A 16237-nucleotide genomic window follows, 5' to 3' on the forward strand; every position below is an offset into this window, starting at 1 on the left:
CCGGGACGGAGAAACCCGGCCCGGAGGACCCATCCTGCCGTGCAAGGGTGCCCGTGACTCGCACTCCACGCAATGGTTGCAACCCTTTGCAACTCTGGTGACGGATCACAGGCCGTACGAGAGTGGCGGAACACCGTGAGGGGGTCCTCGACCTGCCGCGCGGTGGTGCAGAAGCGTGGAGGGTGGTGCCGTGTCGGCGCAGCACCACCCTCCGTCGTTCGTGTCCTAGCCTTCCTGTGCCCGCGCCCGCTCCACGACCGTGGCCAGATCCAGACTGTGCGGCAGCGTCCCGAAGGCGGAGCCCCAGTCCCCTCCCAGCCGTGACGCGCAGAAGGCGTCCGCCACTTCCGGCGGTGCCCAGCGCAGCAGCAGCGAGCCCTGCAGCACCAGGGCCATCCGTTCCACCAGCCGCCTCGCCCGTGCCTCGACGGCGTCCAGATCCGCCAGTTCCGTCAACAGGTCCTTGATCGCGGCGTCGAGCCGGTGGTCCGCGCCCCGCGCCTTACCGACCTCCCGCAGGAAGGCGTCGAGCGCCTGCGGCTCACGCTGCAGTGCCCGCAGCACATCGAGCGCCTGGACGTTGCCCGAGCCCTCCCAGATCGAGTTGAGCGGGGCCTCGCGCAGCAGCCGGGGCATCCCGGACTCCTCGACGTACCCGTTGCCGCCGAGACACTCCAGGGCCTCACCGACCACCGGGGTGCACCGCTTCGTCACCCAGTACTTGGCGGCCGGCACCGCGATCCGCAGGAAGGCCCGCTCCTCCTCCGTGTCCGCGTCGTACGCGGCGGCCAGCCGCAGCGCGAGCGTCGTGGCCGCCTCCGACTCCAGGGCCAGGTCGGCCAGCACGTTGCGCATGAGCGGCTTCTCGATCAGCAGCCCGCCGAACGTGCTGCGGTAGGCGCAGTGGTGGATCGCCTGCGCCACCGCCTGGCGCATCAGTGCCGCCGAACCGACCACACAGTCCAGCCGGGTGGCCGCCACCATCTCGATGATGGTGCGCACCCCGCGCCCCTCCTCGCCGACCCGGCGGGCCCACGTCCCGTCGAACTCCACCTCGCCGGAGGCGTTGGACCTGTTGCCCAGCTTGTCCTTGAGCCGCTGGATCGCGAACACGTTGCGGGCGCCGTCCGGCAGGACCCTCGGTACGAGGAAGCAGCTCAGACCGCCCGGCGCCTGCGCCAGCACCAGGAAACCGTCGGACATGGGCGCCGAACAGAACCACTTGTGGCCGGTGAGGAGGTACTCCCCGTCCCCGGCCAGGGGTTCGGCGCGGGTGGTGTTGGACCGCACGTCGGTGCCGCCCTGCTTCTCCGTCATGCCCATCCCGAAGAGCGCGCCGGCCTTCTGGGAGGCGGGCCGCAGCCCCTCCTCGTACACGTGGGAGGTCAGCAGCGGCTCCCACTCCGCCGCCAGCGCCGGATCCGTGCGCAGCGCCGGGACCGCCGCGTGCGTCATCGACAGCGGGCATCCGTGGCCCGCCTCGGCCTGGGTCCACACCAGGAAGCCGGCCGCCCGCCGGACGTGCCCGTCCGGCCTGCCCCAGGCGTCGGTCAGCCCGGCCGAGACGGCGTGCCCCAGGAGCCGGTGCCAGGCCGGGTGGAACTCGACCTCGTCGAGGCGGTGCCCGTAGCGGTCGTGCGTACGCAGTGCCGGCGGGTTGTCGTTCGCCTGCGCACCCCACGCCTGCGCCTGGGCGGAACCGGCGGACCGGCCCAGCGAGCCGAGTTCCCCCCGGACCTCGTCGAGGATTCCGGGCGTGACGTGCCGTTCGACGGCCTCCGTCAGCGCCCGGTCGGCCGCGAAGACGTCATAGCCGACCAGCGGCGGAACCTGGTTGGTCACTGTGTGAGTGCTAGGTGCCATGCCGATACGGTAAGGACGTGCAGGCAGCAAAAGAAACACCCGAGCGGCCACCGGGTCGGCTCCACCGGGCTCGAGTCCTCTACCGCAACGTATCGAAGCGGCAGATGGCGTGGCAGTTGCTCAAGGACACGGTCAATTCGTGCATCGAGTACCGCATCCTGGGCCTCGCCGCCGAGGCGGCGTTCTTCACCTTGCTGTCCCTGCCTCCCCTGCTGCTCGGTCTGATCGGGCTCCTCGGCTACGTGGACGACTGGACGGCCACCACCACGGTCGCCTCCATCGAGCGCAACATCCTCGGTGCCGTGCAGACGGTCCTGTCGGAGCGGGGCGTCAACCAGATCGCCAAACCCCTCATAGCCGACGTCACCACCGGGGCGCGCCCCGATGTCATCTCCATCGGATTCGCGATCGCCCTCTGGTCCGGCTCGCGCGCGGTGAACGTCTTCATCGACACCATTACCGTGATGTACGGACTCGACGGCCACCGCGGCATCGTCAAGACCCGGCTCCTGGCGTTCCTGCTGTACGTGGTCGCGCTGCTGCTGGGCGCGGTGGTGCTCCCCCTGCTGGTGGTCGGTCCCGACCGGGTGGTGGAGTTCGTCCCCTGGGGCACCGAAGTGCTCGCGGTCATGTACTGGCCGCTGGTCATACTGCTGTCCATCGCGTTCCTGACGACGCTCTACCACGTGTCCGTCCCCGTACGTTCGCCGTGGATAGAGGATGTGCCCGGGGCGCTCATGGCGCTCGGGATGTGGGTGCTGGGGAGCTTCCTGCTCCGGATCTACCTCACGAACACGGTGGAAGGCCCCACCATCTACGGCTCGTTGGCAGCACCCATCGCCGTCCTGCTGTGGATAGGCATCTCCGCCTTCGCCGTACTCGTGGGTGCCGCCGTCAACGCGGCGATCGACCGCGTCTGGCCCTCGCTCGCCACCGCCGCGGCCCGCGCCGCCACCGAGCGGGTCCGGGCCCAGCAGGCCGCTGAGCTCGTGGCCCGTACCCAGGCGGCGAACTGGGACGCGTACGCCGAGGACGACGAGGAGGACGTGTCCATGCCCTCCGAGTTCCCGGAGCGCTGGTCGCGCTTCCTGCCACCGGACGACGTGGTGTCCCGGCTGCACGGGAACCGGGACACGAAGGACGACCGGAACCACCGGCCCGGGACGGACCGCGGGGGCCCGGAGTCCTAGTGCCCGGCGCGGCATCCCGGCCCAGCGGGTGCGGGACGCCGGGAACGGGAACTCTCCGGCACGTTGCCGCGTTGGGTTCCGAGCCCGCCCACGACGTCGTCCCTGGGAGCATCGTGCCCGAAACCGTCTCCTCGGCCTCCACCGTCCTGCCCGCCCTGCCGGCACCGAGCGTGCAGGCCGAGCGCCTGATCGAACTCGGCGTGCACGAGATCGCGGGGCTTCCCGCCGCCACGCTGCGGGCTTTCGCCGGGACCGCCGACGCCTCCGCCGACGACGGAACACTGCTCGCGGTCCACCCCGGCCGGGCCCCCGCCTCCGCCCTGACGCCACTGCTGCGCCGCGAGGGCAAGCCGGGCTTCGTCGTCACCGACATGCCCGACGTCGACCTGTTCGCCCCGCTCGACACCCTCGCGCTGCCCGACGCGCCGCTCTACCTCGTCACCGGACTCGACCGCGGGGACGGGATGGCCAACTGGAGCCCGAACGAGGCGCTGCCCGCTCTCACCGCGCAGGCCCGCACCCCGTTGCTGCTCACCGAGGGCATCACCTGGGTGCTGCAACAGCCCGCCGTCCTGGAGCGGAACCACTGCTTCATGACCATCGGCTCCCGGCTGCGCAAGGCGGACAACGCCCTGGACGCCCGCACCCCCGCGCTCTGGATCAGCAACGGCTCCGGGCGGGACGGCCGTGAGCGGCGCGACGCCCCCAAGGTCGGCTGGTGCTGGGCCGGCAACCGGCACACCTGGCTCGGCTTCGCGTCGGCAGCGGGGCGGGACGTCCGTCCGGGCCCGGCCGTGGAAGGCTGACCCTCGCCCCCTTTCCGGCATCCCGCCGCCGGGCCGGATCCTGCTTGAGCGGGACCGCGGGCAGGGCATAGCGTGGTGGGCATGGGCGACGGATACGCGGAGTGGGCGTCACGCCTCGACGGGGCGACCGTCTGGACCTGGTCCGGCCCGCGTGACCCGGCGCGGCCCGTGCTCCCCGACGGCTGCATGGACCTCCTCTGGAACGGCGGCAGGCTGATGGTGGCGGGCCCCGACACCCACGCCTTCAGCCCGGACGGGACCGTGGGCATCTGCGCCGGGGTGCGCTTCGCGCCGGGCACCGCACCGGCGCTCCTCGGCGTCCCGGCGCACGAACTGCGCGACCGGCGCGTGGCCCTCGACGCGCTCTGGCCCGGCGGGCTGGTCCGCGGACTGACCGAGCGGATCGGCGCGGCCCCCGACCCCGCCGCCGCGCTCGAGGACGTCGCCCTGCGCAGGGCGGCCGACTCCGACGCCCCCGACCCGCTGACGGTGTCCGTCGCCTCGCAGCTGCGGCAGGGACGCTCCGTGGCCGCCGTCGCGCGGGCGGTCGGCCTCGGCGCCCGCCAGCTGCACCGCCGGTCCCTGACCGCCTTCGGCTACGGGCCCAAGACACTGGCCAGGGTCCTCAGGCTGCAGCGCGCCCTGGACCTCGTACGGGCGGGAACGCCGTACGCCGAGGCCGCGTACGCGGCGGGCTGTACGGACCAGGCGCATCTGGCCCGTGAGATGCGGGACCTGGCCGGTACGACACTCGGGGGATATCTGGCCGCGACGGGCTACGCGGGGTTGGCCGCGAACAGCGAGACCGCGCAGCCGTCGGGGTCCAGGACCACGGCGTAGCGCTGCCCCCACACGGCGTCCCAGGGCTCCAGATGGCCCTGGTAGCCGGCACCGGTCAGGTCCGCGTACACCGAGTCGACCTCGCCCGGACCGTCACAGAGGAAGGCGAGCCCGAGGCGCTCACCGCCCTTCGACCCCTGCCAGTCGGGTTCGAAGGAGCGGACGACGTCCTCGGTGTCCCACATCAGGCGCTGCCCGCCGGGGAGGACCAGTTCGACATGGGGGGCCGATTCGGCGCCGGCGGGGATGTCGAGGCCGAGCCTGCGGTAGAAGGCGAGTGATGCGGCCAGGTCGGCGGTGGTGACGGAGATCGCGTCGAGTCGTGGAGTCATGGACCGACCGTATGCCGGGGGCCGTGACCGGGTCTTGTACGAAACGGTCACGGCCCGGAGCGGTCACCGCTGTACGCAGGCCGCCGGCGAGGTGCCAGGCTCCGTCAGGGGCATGCCCAGCTGAGCGCGTTCGGTGAGCCAGCGGGTCGGCCGGTGCCGCGGGTCGCCGGTGGTGGCGTGCAGGGCCCGCTGGAGGTCCAGCATCCGGGCGGCGCCGATCCGGTCGCCCCAGGCCAGCGGGCCGGCCGGATAACCGAGGCCGGCCGTCACGGCGAGGTCGATGTCCGCCGGGGCGGCCAGTGAGCGCTCCGCGATCGAAGCGGCGACCGAGACCACCGAGGCGAGCAGCCGCTGTGCCACCGAACCCGCTGTGTCCCGGACCACCGACACGGCCCACGGCTCCCCGCCGTCCGCAGCACGGGCCAGGACGGCGCGGGCGTCCCGCGCGGCGGCCGGATCGGCCGCGGGCGTCACCGCGAGTACCCGGCGACGGCCGGCCGGGGCCAGCGGGTCGACGCCGAAGGTGCGTGGGGCGGGCAGTCCCAGCGAGGCCACCGCCGCTGCGACGGTGGTGCCCCACACGGGCACGAGGACCAGGGCGCCGTCGGTGGGCTGCGGGCCGCTCTCGACCGTGGCCCCGGCGGCGGCCAGTGCGGTCCGCAGACCTGCGGCGTCCTCGCCGCCCGCGACGAACACCGGGCGGTCCGCGTCGCCCGTCACCGGCGGCTCCGGGGCCGGGAGGGCCGCCTCGGGGCCGTGGGCGAACCAGCCCTGTCCGGTCTTGCGGCCGTGCAGGCCGGCGGTCACCCGGTTCGGGGTGAGGTAGGAGGGGCGGAGCCGGTCCTCGTGGCGGAAGCCCTGCCAGATCGAGTCGATCACGGCGGCCGTGACGTCGAGCCCCGTGAGGTCCATCAGTTCGAAGGGACCCATGCGCAGCCCCAGGACGTCCCTGGCGATCCGGTCGATCCCGGCCGGATCCGCGACGGACTCCTCCAGCAGTGCCAGCGCTTCCGTCACCAGCCCACGCCCGGCGTGGTTGACCAGGAAGCCAGGGGTGTCGGCGACCGTGACCGCGCGGTGCCCGCAGCTCTCGACCAGCTCCGTGAGAGCCGGCGGGATCCCGGGACGGGTGGCGGCGCCCGGCACGACCTCGACGATCTTCATCAGCGGCACGGGGTTGAAGAAGTGCAGCCCCGCCAGCCTCCCCGGGTCCCTCAGCGAGGCGGCGATCCGGGTCACCGAAAGGGACGAGGTGTTGGTCGCGAAGACCGTGGAGTCCGGCAGGGCCTCCTCCAGCTTCCCGAAGACCTCGGCCTTGGTGTCCAGGTCCTCCCGTACGGCCTCGATGACCAGCTCGACCTCGGGGCCCGGCGCCCACGGGTCGTCCAGCGGGACCAGCCGTTCCAGGGCCGCGGCGGAGTCCCCGGCGGACATCCGGCCCTTCTGGACCGCGCGCTCCAGCATGGACCGTACGAAGTCCACGGCAGCTGTCACCGCCTCGGTCCGGACGTCACAGAGCTCGACGGTGTGCCCGGCCGAAGCGGCCCACTGGGCGATGCCCCGGCCCATGGCTCCGGCTCCGACGATCCTGATACGCATGGCGGTTACGTCCTCTCGGCAGGTGTGGTCGATGTCAGCTAAGGCAGCGCGGCCGGATGAGGCCGGTCTCAGCGAAGGTAGACCCGGCCGGGGTCGACATCCTCGCGCAGGAGGCGCAGTTCCGCCCCGGTCGGCGGGGGCACGGTCCCGACGGAACCGGCGACCCGGAGGTCCCAGCCGGTGGCCTCCCGGACCTGTTCCACCGTCACACCCGGTTGTACGGCGACGAGCCGGAGCTCCTCCCCGACGCCGGAGCGGGCCAGGATGCCCAGTTCGGTGATGACCCGGGTGACTCCCGCGCCCAGCGGCCGGATGCCCTCGGCGATCGCGCGGTCCGGGCCCGGTGTGGTGCAGAAGTCCAGGGTCTCCGTGAAGGAGCGTGGGTCGTGCCGGCGCATCACCACGAACACCTCGCGGGAGTTGGCCATCACCTCGATGGCGCCGCCCGAACCGGGAAGCCGCACCGTGGGGTTCTCCCAGTCGCCGATGACGGAGGTGTTCAGGTTCCCCCACCGGTCGATCTGCGCGGCGCCGAGGAATCCCACGTCGATGTGGCCGCCCTGGAGCACGCAGCCGAACAGCGCCGGCATCGACAGCACGGCCTCCGCGCCCGAGATGAGGACCGCGTCCGCGATGGTCTCCGGCAGATGCGAGGGGTGCGCCCCGCAGACCCCGGACTCGTACACGACCTCGATCTGCGGCGCGACCGTCAGACGGGCGAGCTCGGTGGCCAGCGTCGGCAGCCCGATGCCGGCGAACACCGTGCGGCGGGCGGCCAGTTCACGGGAAGCGACGACGGAGAGCAGCTCGGACGAGGTGGCGGCTGCCTCCGGTGCGGTGGTGGTCATGGTCCGTTCCTTCCCCGGCGGCGCGTTCACAGCCGCCGCCCGTAGTTCACCGGTTCGCTGAGCGCCTCGCCCACGGCGAGCCCCGCCCAGAAGTCCTCACCCAGCTTGTCGACGTACTCGGCGTGGTCGGCCGTCCCGTACACCCACTCCGCCAGCCACTCCCGCAGCCGCTCCGGATCCCTGCTGATGTGCGACCAGGCCCGGTAGAAGGCGTTGTCGCGGTCGTAGTACCCCTGCGCGAAGGACGGGTGCGCGCCGCGCGGGCAGACGACGACGGCGTCCACGGCGTGGGACGGGACCAGTGTGCGGTTGGGATCGGAGCGGACCACCTCGTCCTCGACGATCTCCTCGACGACGACGATCGCCTTGTCCGCCGCGTACACCGCCTCGGCCTGGATGCCGGTCAGCCCCCAGATCTGGGTGTTGCCCCGACGGTCGGCCCGCTGGGCGTGGATGATCGTCACGTCCGGGTTCACGGGCGGCACGACGTAGATCTGCTCCTGCTCGCCGTCGGGCCCGGGGTAGGGCGACGTCACCTTGCGCAGGTCGCTGTTGACGCCCGGCAGATCACTGCCGCCGTAGCTGCGCAGCGGGTAGAAGGGCAGCCGCTGGGAGCCCGCGAGGTAGCGGCAGACCATCCCGTAGTGGCTGTACTCCTCGAACGCGAGCGGAGCCGGATCGGCGCGCTCGATCCTGCGCCGCAGCTCACCGAGCGAACCGGCGGAGGAGTTGCCCACGAAGGAGGAGACCAGCCGCGAGACGCAGCCCGCGGCGATCATCTGGTCCACCACGATGTCCGCCGTCATCCGTACGACGGTGAGGTCCTTGCGGCCCTGGCGGATGATCTCGTGCCCGGCGGCGGTGGGGACGAGGTGGGTGAACCCTTCGATGCTGACGGTGGCTCCGTCGTGCACGAAGGCGGCGACGGCCTCCTTCATCGACATGACTTTGCTGGGCCCGTCGGCCGTATCCGTCCGCTCCACGGTGCTCCTCGGCGAGTGCGTGCTGGTCGCCCTTACGGTGTCAGCGGCCATTGATTGCTGTCCAATACCAAATTAAGGTCAGATCAAGACCCTTGGTTAATGAATGGAAAGCTCCGATGGAACTGCGTCATCTGACCGCGTTCACCGCCGTCGCCGAGGAACTGCACTTCGGCCGCGCCGCCAAACGGCTGCAGATGGCCCAGCCCCCGCTCAGCCAGCAGATCCGGCAGCTGGAGAAGGAGCTCGGCGTCCAGCTCTTCGAGCGCAACACCCGCTCGGTTCGGCTCACCAGCGCGGGGGAGTCCTTCCTGGAGCCCGTACGGACCGTGCTCGACGACATCGACACGGCGGTACGGGCCGCCAAGGCCGCCGGACGCGGGGAGTACGGCCGGGTCACCATCGGCTTCGCCGGCGCCTCCAGCCACGAGACGCTGCCCCTGCTGACCCGGGCGGTGCGGGCCGCCCACCCCGGGATCGAGCTGGCCATGAAGGGCCAGACGTACGCCAACGTCGCCCTCTCCCGGGTCGCCGACGGCTCCCTCGACCTGGGGTTCGTCCGGCTCCCGGTCACCCAGCCCGGGGTGGCCTACCGGGTGATCGACGAGGAGGAACTGCTGTGCGCGCTGCCCTCCGACCACCGCCTCGCCCGCCTGGAGAGCATCCCCATCGGGGTGCTCGCCGACGAACCCTTCGTCTCCTTCCCCGCGAACGCCGGCTCCACCGTGCGCGACGCGATGGTCCAGGCGTGCGAGGCCACCGGCTTCAACCCGCGCGTGGTGCAGGAGGCCCCCGACTCCTACACGATCCTGGCCCTCGTCGCCGCGGGCGTCGGAGTCACGCTCACGGTGTCCTCCGTCCGGCACATCCAGCAGAACGGGCTGGTCTACCGGTCCCTGGCCGGCCCGCCCATCCGGCGCCAGGCCGCTCTCGCCTGGCGTACGGACAACCCCTCGGCGGCCCTCCGTGCGGTCCTCGCCGTCGCCGAGGAGGCTCTGCCGACGCCGTAGACGCCCGATTGAGACGTGTGGCGTCTTGAATGTGAGGCAACTCGATATTGGACCGACTCAGTGGTCCAGTGCGAAGGTCGCCCCACACATCCGAACCCTGCCGAAAGGTGTTCCGCCGTGCCCGACCAGACCGATGTCGTCATCTGCGAGCCGCTGCGCACACCCATCGGGCGTTTCGGCGGCGCGTTCGCCCAGCAGACCCCCGCCGCACTCGCCGCACGCGTCATCGCCGAGGTCGTCGCCCGCACGGGGGTCGACCCGGACCGGGTGGACGAGGTGATCCTCGGACACGCCTACCCCTCGTCCGAGGCCCCCGCCATCGGCCGGGTCGCCGCCCTGGACGCCGGACTCCCCGAGACCGTCACCGGCATCCAGACCGACCGGCGCTGCGGCTCCGGCCTCCAGGCCGTCCTCGACGCGGCCATGCAGATCCGGGCCGGGTTCAGCGACGTCGTCATCGCGGGCGGCGTCGACGTCATGAGCGCCGCCCCCTACTACACGCACGACGGACGCTGGGGCATCAAGGGCCCCGGCCTCCAGCTCCACGACTCGCTCGCCAGGGGCCGCGTCACCGCCGGCGGCGTCCACCACCCCGTCCCCGGCGGCATGATCGAGACCGCGGAGAACCTGCGCCGCGCCTACTCCGTCAGCCGCGCCGACCAGGACGCCCTCGCCCTGCGCTCGCAGGCCCGCGCCGCGCGCGCCGTGCGGGAGGGGCGCTACGACGCGGAGACCGTCCCCGTGACCGTACGCACCAGGAAGGGCGACACGGTCGTCACCGCCGACGAGCACCCCCGCCCCGACACCACCGCCGAGCAACTCGCGGCGCTGCGCCCGATCATGGCCAAGTCGGACCCCGAGGCCACGGTCACCGCGGGCAACGCCAGCGGCCAGAACGACGCCGCTGCCGCCTGTCTCGTCACCAGCGCCGCCACCGCCGAACGGCTCGGGCTCACCCCGCTCGTCCGTCTGGTCTCGTTCGCCCGCGCGGGTGTCCCCGCCGCGACGATGGGCATCGGCCCCGTCCCGGCCACCCACGCCGCACTCGGCCGTGCCGGTCTCACCCTCGCCGACCTCGACCTGATCGAGATCAACGAGGCCTTCGCCGCCCAGGTCCTCGCCTGCACCCGGGAGCTGGGCCTCGGCGAGAAGGACCACGAGCAGCGGATCAACGTCAACGGATCCGGCGTCTCGCTCGGCCACCCGGTCGGCGCCACCGGCGCCCGCATCCTCGCCACGCTCAGCCGGGAGATGCACCGCAGCGAGGTGCGCTACGGGCTGGAGACCATGTGCATCGGCGGGGGCCAGGGCCTCGCCGCGGTCTTCGAGCGCATCGCCTCCTGACACCCCTTCACCGTCCCCTGCTCCGCCCCTTCTCCGTCCCCTTCTCCGTCCCCTCTCCACCACGCGACCCCACGGCGTCACGGGCGACGCCGGGTCAGCCGTGCCCCCATCCGCTTGTTCCACCAGTTCACGGGAGCCACCATGAGTGCGACCACCGCCACCGCACGCGAGCGAACGAAAGCCGCCAACCGCGCAGGGTTCGGAGCCTTCATCGGCTCCACCATCGAGTGGTTCGACTTCTACATCTACGGGACCGCGGCGGCGCTCGTCTTCGACAAGGTGTTCTTCCCCGAACTGGAAGGCCCCATAGGCACCCTGGTCGCCTTCGCCACCTTCTGGGTCGGCTTCCTCGCCCGCCCCATCGGCGGCATCATCTTCGGCCACTACGGAGACCGGCTCGGCCGCAAGAAGACCCTCGTCATCACCCTGCTGATGATGGGCATCTCGACCACCGCGATCGGCCTGCTGCCCGGCTACGCCTCCATCGGCGTCGCCGCCCCGATCCTGCTGGTCCTCATCCGCATGATCCAGGGCATCGGCCTCGGCGGCGAATGGGGCGGCTCCGTCCTGATCGCGTCCGAGCACGCCCCGAAGGGCAAGTCGGTGCTGTACGCGGCGTTCGCCCAGCAGGGATCGCCCGTCGGCAACACCCTCTCCACGGTGAGCTTCCTCGCCATCAGCCAGCTGCCCGACGACGCCTTCGTCTCCTGGGGCTGGCGGGTGCCCTTCCTCGCCTCCGCCGCACTCGTCATGGTGGGTCTGCTGGTCCGGCTGAAGGTCGCCGAGTCCCCGGCCATGGCCAAGCTCATCGAGAAGAAGGAAGTCGTCAAGCTCCCGCTGACCGAGGTCCTGCGCAGCCACCCCATGCTGATCGTCCTCGGCATCGGCGCCTGCACCATCGGCCTGTCCGCGACGTACTTCAAGTCGACGTTCGCCCTGTCCTGGGCCACCACGTCCCTCGACTTCGACCGCAGCTCGTTCCTGACGATCATCCTCGTCGCCAACATCACCCAGATCATCGTCCAGCCCTTCGGCGCCCTCATCGCCACCCGGATGAAGAGCTGGTCCCGCGCGGTGACCGTGATGCTGGTCCCCGAGCTGGTCCTGATGCCGGTCATGTTCGTCCTCATCAGCACCGAGAACTACGGCCTCGCGATGCTCGGTGTCGCCGTCGCCACGATCCCCCACTGCCTCTACTACGCGGCACTCGCCGGAATGCTCGCCAGCCGCTTCCCGGCCCACCTGCGCTACACCGGCATCTCGCTCTGCTACCAGCTCTGCGGCACCCTGCTCGGTGGCACGACCCCGATCGTCGGCCAGTTCCTGCTCAACCGGACCGGCTCCATCACCGCCGTCATCGCGTACGCCGTCTTCCAGGTGGCGCTGACCCTGGGCTGCATGCTCCTGCTGCTCAAGCGCCCCAACCACGACGAGCAGGCCGCCGAGCCGGTCGCCGCCCCCCGCACCGCGCCCGTCACCGCCTGACCGCCCGTACACGCAGAACGGAGTACCGCCCATGCCGCTGACCGTGCACGGCATCCCGGAGATCCTCGCCCTCGGCGGGCGCGACCTCGGACACTCGGAGTGGAAGGAGGTCACCCAGGAGCTGATCGACGCCTACGCGCACGTCTCGGGGGACCACCAGTGGATCCACACCGACGTCGAACGCGCCGCCGCCGGCCCGTACGGGCGCACCATCGCGCACGGCTACATGGTGCTGAGCTGGGGCATCCCGATGTTCGGCGAGCTGCTCCGGGTGAGCGGCGTGGGACGCGCGCTCAACTACGGGGTCAACCGGGTCAGGTACCCGGCGCCCGTCCCCGTGGGCAGCCGTGTCCGCCTGCACGCCACCGTCACGGGGGTGACCGAGGTCGCGCGGGGCGGCGTACAGATGACGCGTGGCTTCACCTTCGAGCTGGAGGGCTCGGAGAAGCCGGCCTGCGTCGCCGAGTCGCTGACGCACTTCTACCCCTGAGGGGCTCCGGCGGCCCGTGGCCACGCCGGACCGGCCGTCGCCATCATCACCGGCCGTCGCGGAGCCTGGTCCGGAAGGCTTCGGAGACGGAGTGATGTCCGCCCGAGATCAGCGACGGCTCGAGAGCGGCTCTGCGGAGGCCAGGCGATGACCGTGGTCACCTCCGGTGCGTCCGTCACCGGCACGGCAACCACGTCGTCACGCAGTTGGGAGCGGCAGGAGTCGGGCGCCACCATCAAGGTCCGGCCAAGGGAGATGAGCTGCAGGAGCTGCGTGTGGCTGTGCACCTCGGGGCCCGGGCCGGCGGGGTAGGTACCGTCGGGCCCAGGCCAGCGGGGCGCGGGCAGATCCTCCACGTCGGTCAGGTCCTTCAGTCGCAGGTTTTCGCGGGTGGTCAGCGCGTGCCCGGCCGGCAGGACCGCGATCTGCCCTTCGGTGAGGAGTTCCTCGGTGTCGAAACCCGTCGTGTCATCGAACGGCTGGTGCAGTATCGCCACGTCCGCCCGTCCGTTGCGTAGGAGCCGTTCCTGCTCACCGGGAGCACAGAGCACCACGTCGACGCGGATCGATCCGGGATCGGCGGCGTAGGCGTCGAGCAACTTCGCCAGCAGCTCGCCGGAGGCCCCGGCTTTGGTGGCCAGGACGAGACCGGGCCGGCCGGCGGCCGCAAGGGCCGCACGTCGAGTGCGGTGCTCAGCGGCTTCCATAGCGTCCAAGGCCGCACGGCCTTCACGCAGCAGGACGGTGCCGGCCTCGGTCAGGGTCACCGACCGGCTGGTGCGCAGCAGCAGCTCGGCGCCCAAGCGGCGTTCGAGCAGGCTGATCGCCCGTGACAACGGCGGCTGGGCCATGTTCAGCCGCTGCGCCGCCCGGCCGAAGTGCAGCTCTTCAGCGACGGCGACGAAGTAGCGCAGCTCACGTGACTCCATCAGGAAAGGGTACGCGAGCAGCACCACCCATCGATACCTACGAGGTATCGCTCATGACCCGAGCGGTGTTGGACGCTCCGGCGGACAGGCCCGCACCATCGAGACATGAGTGCAACGAAGACCGCCCTGGTCACCGGGGCGAACAAGGGCATCGGCTACCAGATCGCGGCGGGACTGGGCGCGCTGGGCTACAGCGTCGGGATCGGCGCCCGTGACCGGACCCGGCGGGATGAAGCGGTGGCTGGACTTCTCGGGGCCGGCGTCGACGCCTTCGCCGTCCCGCTGGACGTCACCGATGACCACAGCGTCACCGAGGCGGCGGAACTGATCGCCGAACGTGCCGGGCACCTGGACGCCCTGGTGAACAACGCCGGCATCACCGGCGGCGGGCCGCAGCAACCGAGCACCGTCGACCCGGCCGTCATCCGCACGGTCGTGGAGACCAACGTCATCGGCGTCATCCGGGTCACCAACGCCATGCTGCCGCTGCTGCGCCGTGCGACGTCGCCGCGGATCGTGAACATGTCAAGCAGCGTCGGCTCCCTGACCCGCCGGTCCGGCCCGGGAAGCGAGACCACCACCGGCCCGGTGGCCGTGGCTTACGCTCCCTCGAAATCGTTCCTGAACGCGGTCACGCTGCAGTACGCCCAGGAACTGGCCGGCACGGGCATCCTCATCAACTGCGCCTGCCCGGGTTTCGTCGCCACCGACCTCAACGGCTTCCGCGGCGTGCGCAGCCCCCAGGAAGGCGCATCGACCGCCATCCGCCTGGCCACCCTGCCCGACAGCGGCCCCACCGGAGGGTTCTTCGAGGACGCCGGCGTCGTGCCCTGGTGACGGCACCGCACCGTCGGCGACGCCGCCGCACGGCCCGTCCACGCACGGCCCGTCCACGCACGGCCCGTCCACGCACGGCCTGTGCCCGTCCACGGAATTTCCGGCACCGCGTTCTCCGCACACGGATCACGGATCGTTTGTCCCGTCACAGAAGGAACCATGAACATCGCCATCCTCGGCACCGGCAAGGTCGCTCCACGCGCAGGCGCTATCCGGCGCGCTCGGCCTTCTCCGGATCCCGGGCCGTGGCCGGGGCCGCCAGATGGTCCGCCCGGGCGTCCGGGTCCGTCAGCCGGTTCAGCCGCGCGGGGACGTCGAAGCCGACCAGCAGCACCACGATCACCGTCCCGGCGAACGTCAGCACCGCGAGCGCCTGGCCCAGGTCCATCCCGGACGCCAGATCGGCCCCGAGCACCGGAGCCACGGCCCCGCCGAGCGCTCCCACGTTGTACGTGAAGCCGAGCGCCGCCCCTCGGCTCGCCGTCGGGAAGTGGCCGCCGATGTAGCGGGGCAGCAGCCCTGAGATACCGAAGCTCGTCGCCTGGAGCATGAACAGCAGGCAGCCGAGCAGCAGCAGGTCGTCCTTCACCGCGAAGACCGGGTAGACGAAGGCCAGAGAGGCCAGCAGAGTCAGCGCGTACGCCTTCTTCGCCCCGATCCGGTCTCCCAGGAAGCCCGCCGCCCAGCAGCCCACCATGGTTCCGAAGCCCGCGAAGTAGAGGACGTCGGTGACCTGGTCGGTGGTGTACCCCAGTTCGGTCTTCAGGTAGGTGGGGAGCAGCGCCTGGATGGGCCACGAGTACAGGAAGGCGAAGAACAGCGTCACGATCATCGCGAGGTAGAGCAGCCAGCTCTTCTTCCCGCCCAGCTGCACCGCGAATGCCGCGAGGGAGAGCCCCGCGACCACCGACAGCAGGGGTACGAGGCCCTCGCCGCCGGGTGTGAAGATCAGGAACAGCGAGAGCGTGGCGGCCACGACGAGGACGGTGTTGACCACGGTGAGCCGCGACGTGCGGAACAGCGGCCGGAAAGGGTTCGGCCTGGCACCCTTCTCCGCGACGTCCGAGGCCCACTCCTCGGCCTCCGGCAGTGCGCGCCGCATCCACAGCGCGACCGCGATGGGTATCAGGCCCAGGTAGAACATCCACCGCCAGCCGAGCGAGGGGACCACCCAGTTGTAGACCTGCGCCGCGAGCACCGAACCCACCGAGAAGCCCGAGATGAGGAAGCCGCTGGCCCGGCTGCGGACCCTGGCGGGCCAGCTCTCCATGACGTACGTGGCGCTGGCGCTGTACTCGCCGGCCATGCCCATGCCGATGGCGAGGCGGGCAGCGAAGAGGCTGTGGAAGTCCCACGCGAATCCGCAGGCGAACGTGCCCAGCGAGTAGAGCATGATGCTCAGCACCATCGAGAGCTTTCGGCCGTACCGGTCGCCGATGGCTCCCAGTACGGCGCCGCCCAGCCAGCGGGTGATGAAGGCGCCGGAGATCAGGCTGGCGGCCTGCACCGTACTCAGGCCGAATTCGTCGCTGATCTCCGTGAGGACCAGCGTGATGAGGACGAAGTCGAAGCCGTCGAGGACGTAGCCGATCCAGGCGGCGAAGAAGGACTTCCACCGGGTACCGCTCACCTCGCGGTACCAGGGGAGCGTGGATGTCGGTTTCTGCACGGTGCGCTCCTGGTG

At 71.4% G+C, this 16237-nt stretch carries 15 protein-coding genes; 8 read left to right on the plus strand and 7 right to left on the minus strand.

Annotation, left to right across the window (positions count from 1 at the left end; all coding sequences use genetic code 11):
* Positions 1-225 precede the first annotated feature (225 nt).
* On the minus strand, positions 226-1863 hold the full coding sequence (locus OO67_RS13965; protein ID WP_033300211.1) for an acyl-CoA dehydrogenase family protein: 1638 nt from the start codon (positions 1861-1863) through the stop codon (positions 226-228).
* A 17-nt stretch (positions 1864-1880) separates the two neighbouring features.
* Between OO67_RS13965 and OO67_RS13970 the strand changes: the two genes are divergently transcribed.
* The 3 genes from OO67_RS13970 (at position 1881) to OO67_RS13980 (ending at position 4699) form a co-directional block, all read left to right on the plus strand.
* Positions 1881-3053, plus strand: coding sequence for a YihY/virulence factor BrkB family protein (locus OO67_RS13970; RefSeq protein ID WP_078597881.1), 1173 nt, complete (start codon positions 1881-1883; stop codon positions 3051-3053).
* A 113-nt stretch (positions 3054-3166) separates the two neighbouring features.
* Positions 3167-3859 carry a DUF5701 family protein gene (locus OO67_RS13975; protein WP_033300430.1) on the plus strand — a complete coding sequence of 231 codons (693 nt, stop codon included), beginning with the start codon at positions 3167-3169 and terminating at the stop codon, positions 3857-3859.
* A gap of 81 nt (positions 3860-3940) precedes the next feature.
* Positions 3941-4699, plus strand: coding sequence for a helix-turn-helix domain-containing protein (locus OO67_RS13980; protein WP_033300214.1), 759 nt, complete (start codon positions 3941-3943; stop codon positions 4697-4699).
* On the opposite strand, the gene OO67_RS13985 is transcribed toward OO67_RS13980, so the two are convergent.
* The 4 genes from OO67_RS13985 to OO67_RS14000 form a co-directional block, all read right to left on the minus strand.
* Positions 4636-5031, minus strand: a complete 396-nt coding sequence (locus OO67_RS13985) for a VOC family protein (RefSeq protein ID WP_033300215.1) — start codon at positions 5029-5031, stop codon at positions 4636-4638. The genes OO67_RS13980 and OO67_RS13985 overlap by 64 nt on opposite strands.
* Before the next feature lie 63 nt (positions 5032-5094).
* Positions 5095-6630 (minus strand): 3-hydroxyacyl-CoA dehydrogenase, encoded by a 1536-nt coding sequence (locus OO67_RS13990; protein WP_033300217.1) that lies wholly within the window; start codon positions 6628-6630, stop codon positions 5095-5097.
* Positions 6631-6698: 68 nt separating this feature from the next.
* Entirely contained in the window at positions 6699-7478 is a 780-nt protein-coding gene (locus OO67_RS13995; RefSeq protein WP_033300219.1) for a CoA-transferase subunit beta, read from the minus strand.
* 26 nt (positions 7479-7504) lie between these two features.
* Positions 7505-8422, minus strand: a complete 918-nt coding sequence (locus tag OO67_RS14000; RefSeq protein ID WP_208861015.1) for a CoA transferase subunit A — start codon at positions 8420-8422, stop codon at positions 7505-7507.
* A gap of 155 nt (positions 8423-8577) precedes the next feature.
* On the opposite strand from OO67_RS14000, the gene OO67_RS14005 reads away from it, so the two are divergent.
* The 4 genes from OO67_RS14005 (at position 8578) to OO67_RS14020 (ending at position 12787) form a co-directional block, all read left to right on the plus strand.
* Positions 8578-9468: a LysR family transcriptional regulator gene (locus OO67_RS14005; RefSeq protein WP_033300222.1), complete on the plus strand. Its 891-nt coding sequence runs from the start codon at positions 8578-8580 to the stop codon at positions 9466-9468.
* A 117-nt stretch (positions 9469-9585) separates the two neighbouring features.
* The gene (locus OO67_RS14010) at positions 9586-10812 is read left to right on the plus strand and encodes an acetyl-CoA C-acetyltransferase (RefSeq protein ID WP_033300224.1); all 1227 of its coding nucleotides are present in this window, start codon (positions 9586-9588) and stop codon (positions 10810-10812) included.
* A gap of 141 nt (positions 10813-10953) precedes the next feature.
* Complete coding sequence (locus OO67_RS14015) at positions 10954-12297, plus strand: MFS transporter (RefSeq protein ID WP_033300431.1); 1344 nt, start codon at positions 10954-10956, stop codon at positions 12295-12297.
* Positions 12298-12328: 31 nt separating this feature from the next.
* Entirely contained in the window at positions 12329-12787 is a 459-nt protein-coding gene (locus OO67_RS14020) for a MaoC family dehydratase (RefSeq protein WP_033300225.1), read from the plus strand.
* Here the strand turns inward: OO67_RS14020 and OO67_RS14025 are convergent.
* Positions 12778-13716, minus strand: a complete 939-nt coding sequence (locus tag OO67_RS14025; protein ID WP_078597895.1) for a LysR family transcriptional regulator — start codon at positions 13714-13716, stop codon at positions 12778-12780. The two genes, OO67_RS14020 and OO67_RS14025, sit on opposite strands and share 10 nt — an antisense overlap.
* A gap of 105 nt (positions 13717-13821) precedes the next feature.
* On the opposite strand from OO67_RS14025, the gene OO67_RS14030 reads away from it, so the two are divergent.
* Complete coding sequence (locus tag OO67_RS14030) at positions 13822-14553, plus strand: SDR family oxidoreductase (protein WP_033300226.1); 732 nt, start codon at positions 13822-13824, stop codon at positions 14551-14553.
* Between the two features lie 208 nt (positions 14554-14761).
* Here the strand turns inward: OO67_RS14030 and OO67_RS14035 are convergent, their stop codons facing one another.
* Positions 14762-16222, minus strand: a complete 1461-nt coding sequence (locus tag OO67_RS14035; RefSeq protein WP_033300228.1) for a sialate:H+ symport family MFS transporter — start codon at positions 16220-16222, stop codon at positions 14762-14764.
* Between the last annotated feature and the right edge of the window lie 15 nt (positions 16223-16237).

The sequence above is a fragment of the Streptomyces atroolivaceus genome (genome assembly GCF_000717025.1).
GTDB lineage: Bacteria > Actinomycetota > Actinomycetes > Streptomycetales > Streptomycetaceae > Streptomyces > Streptomyces atroolivaceus.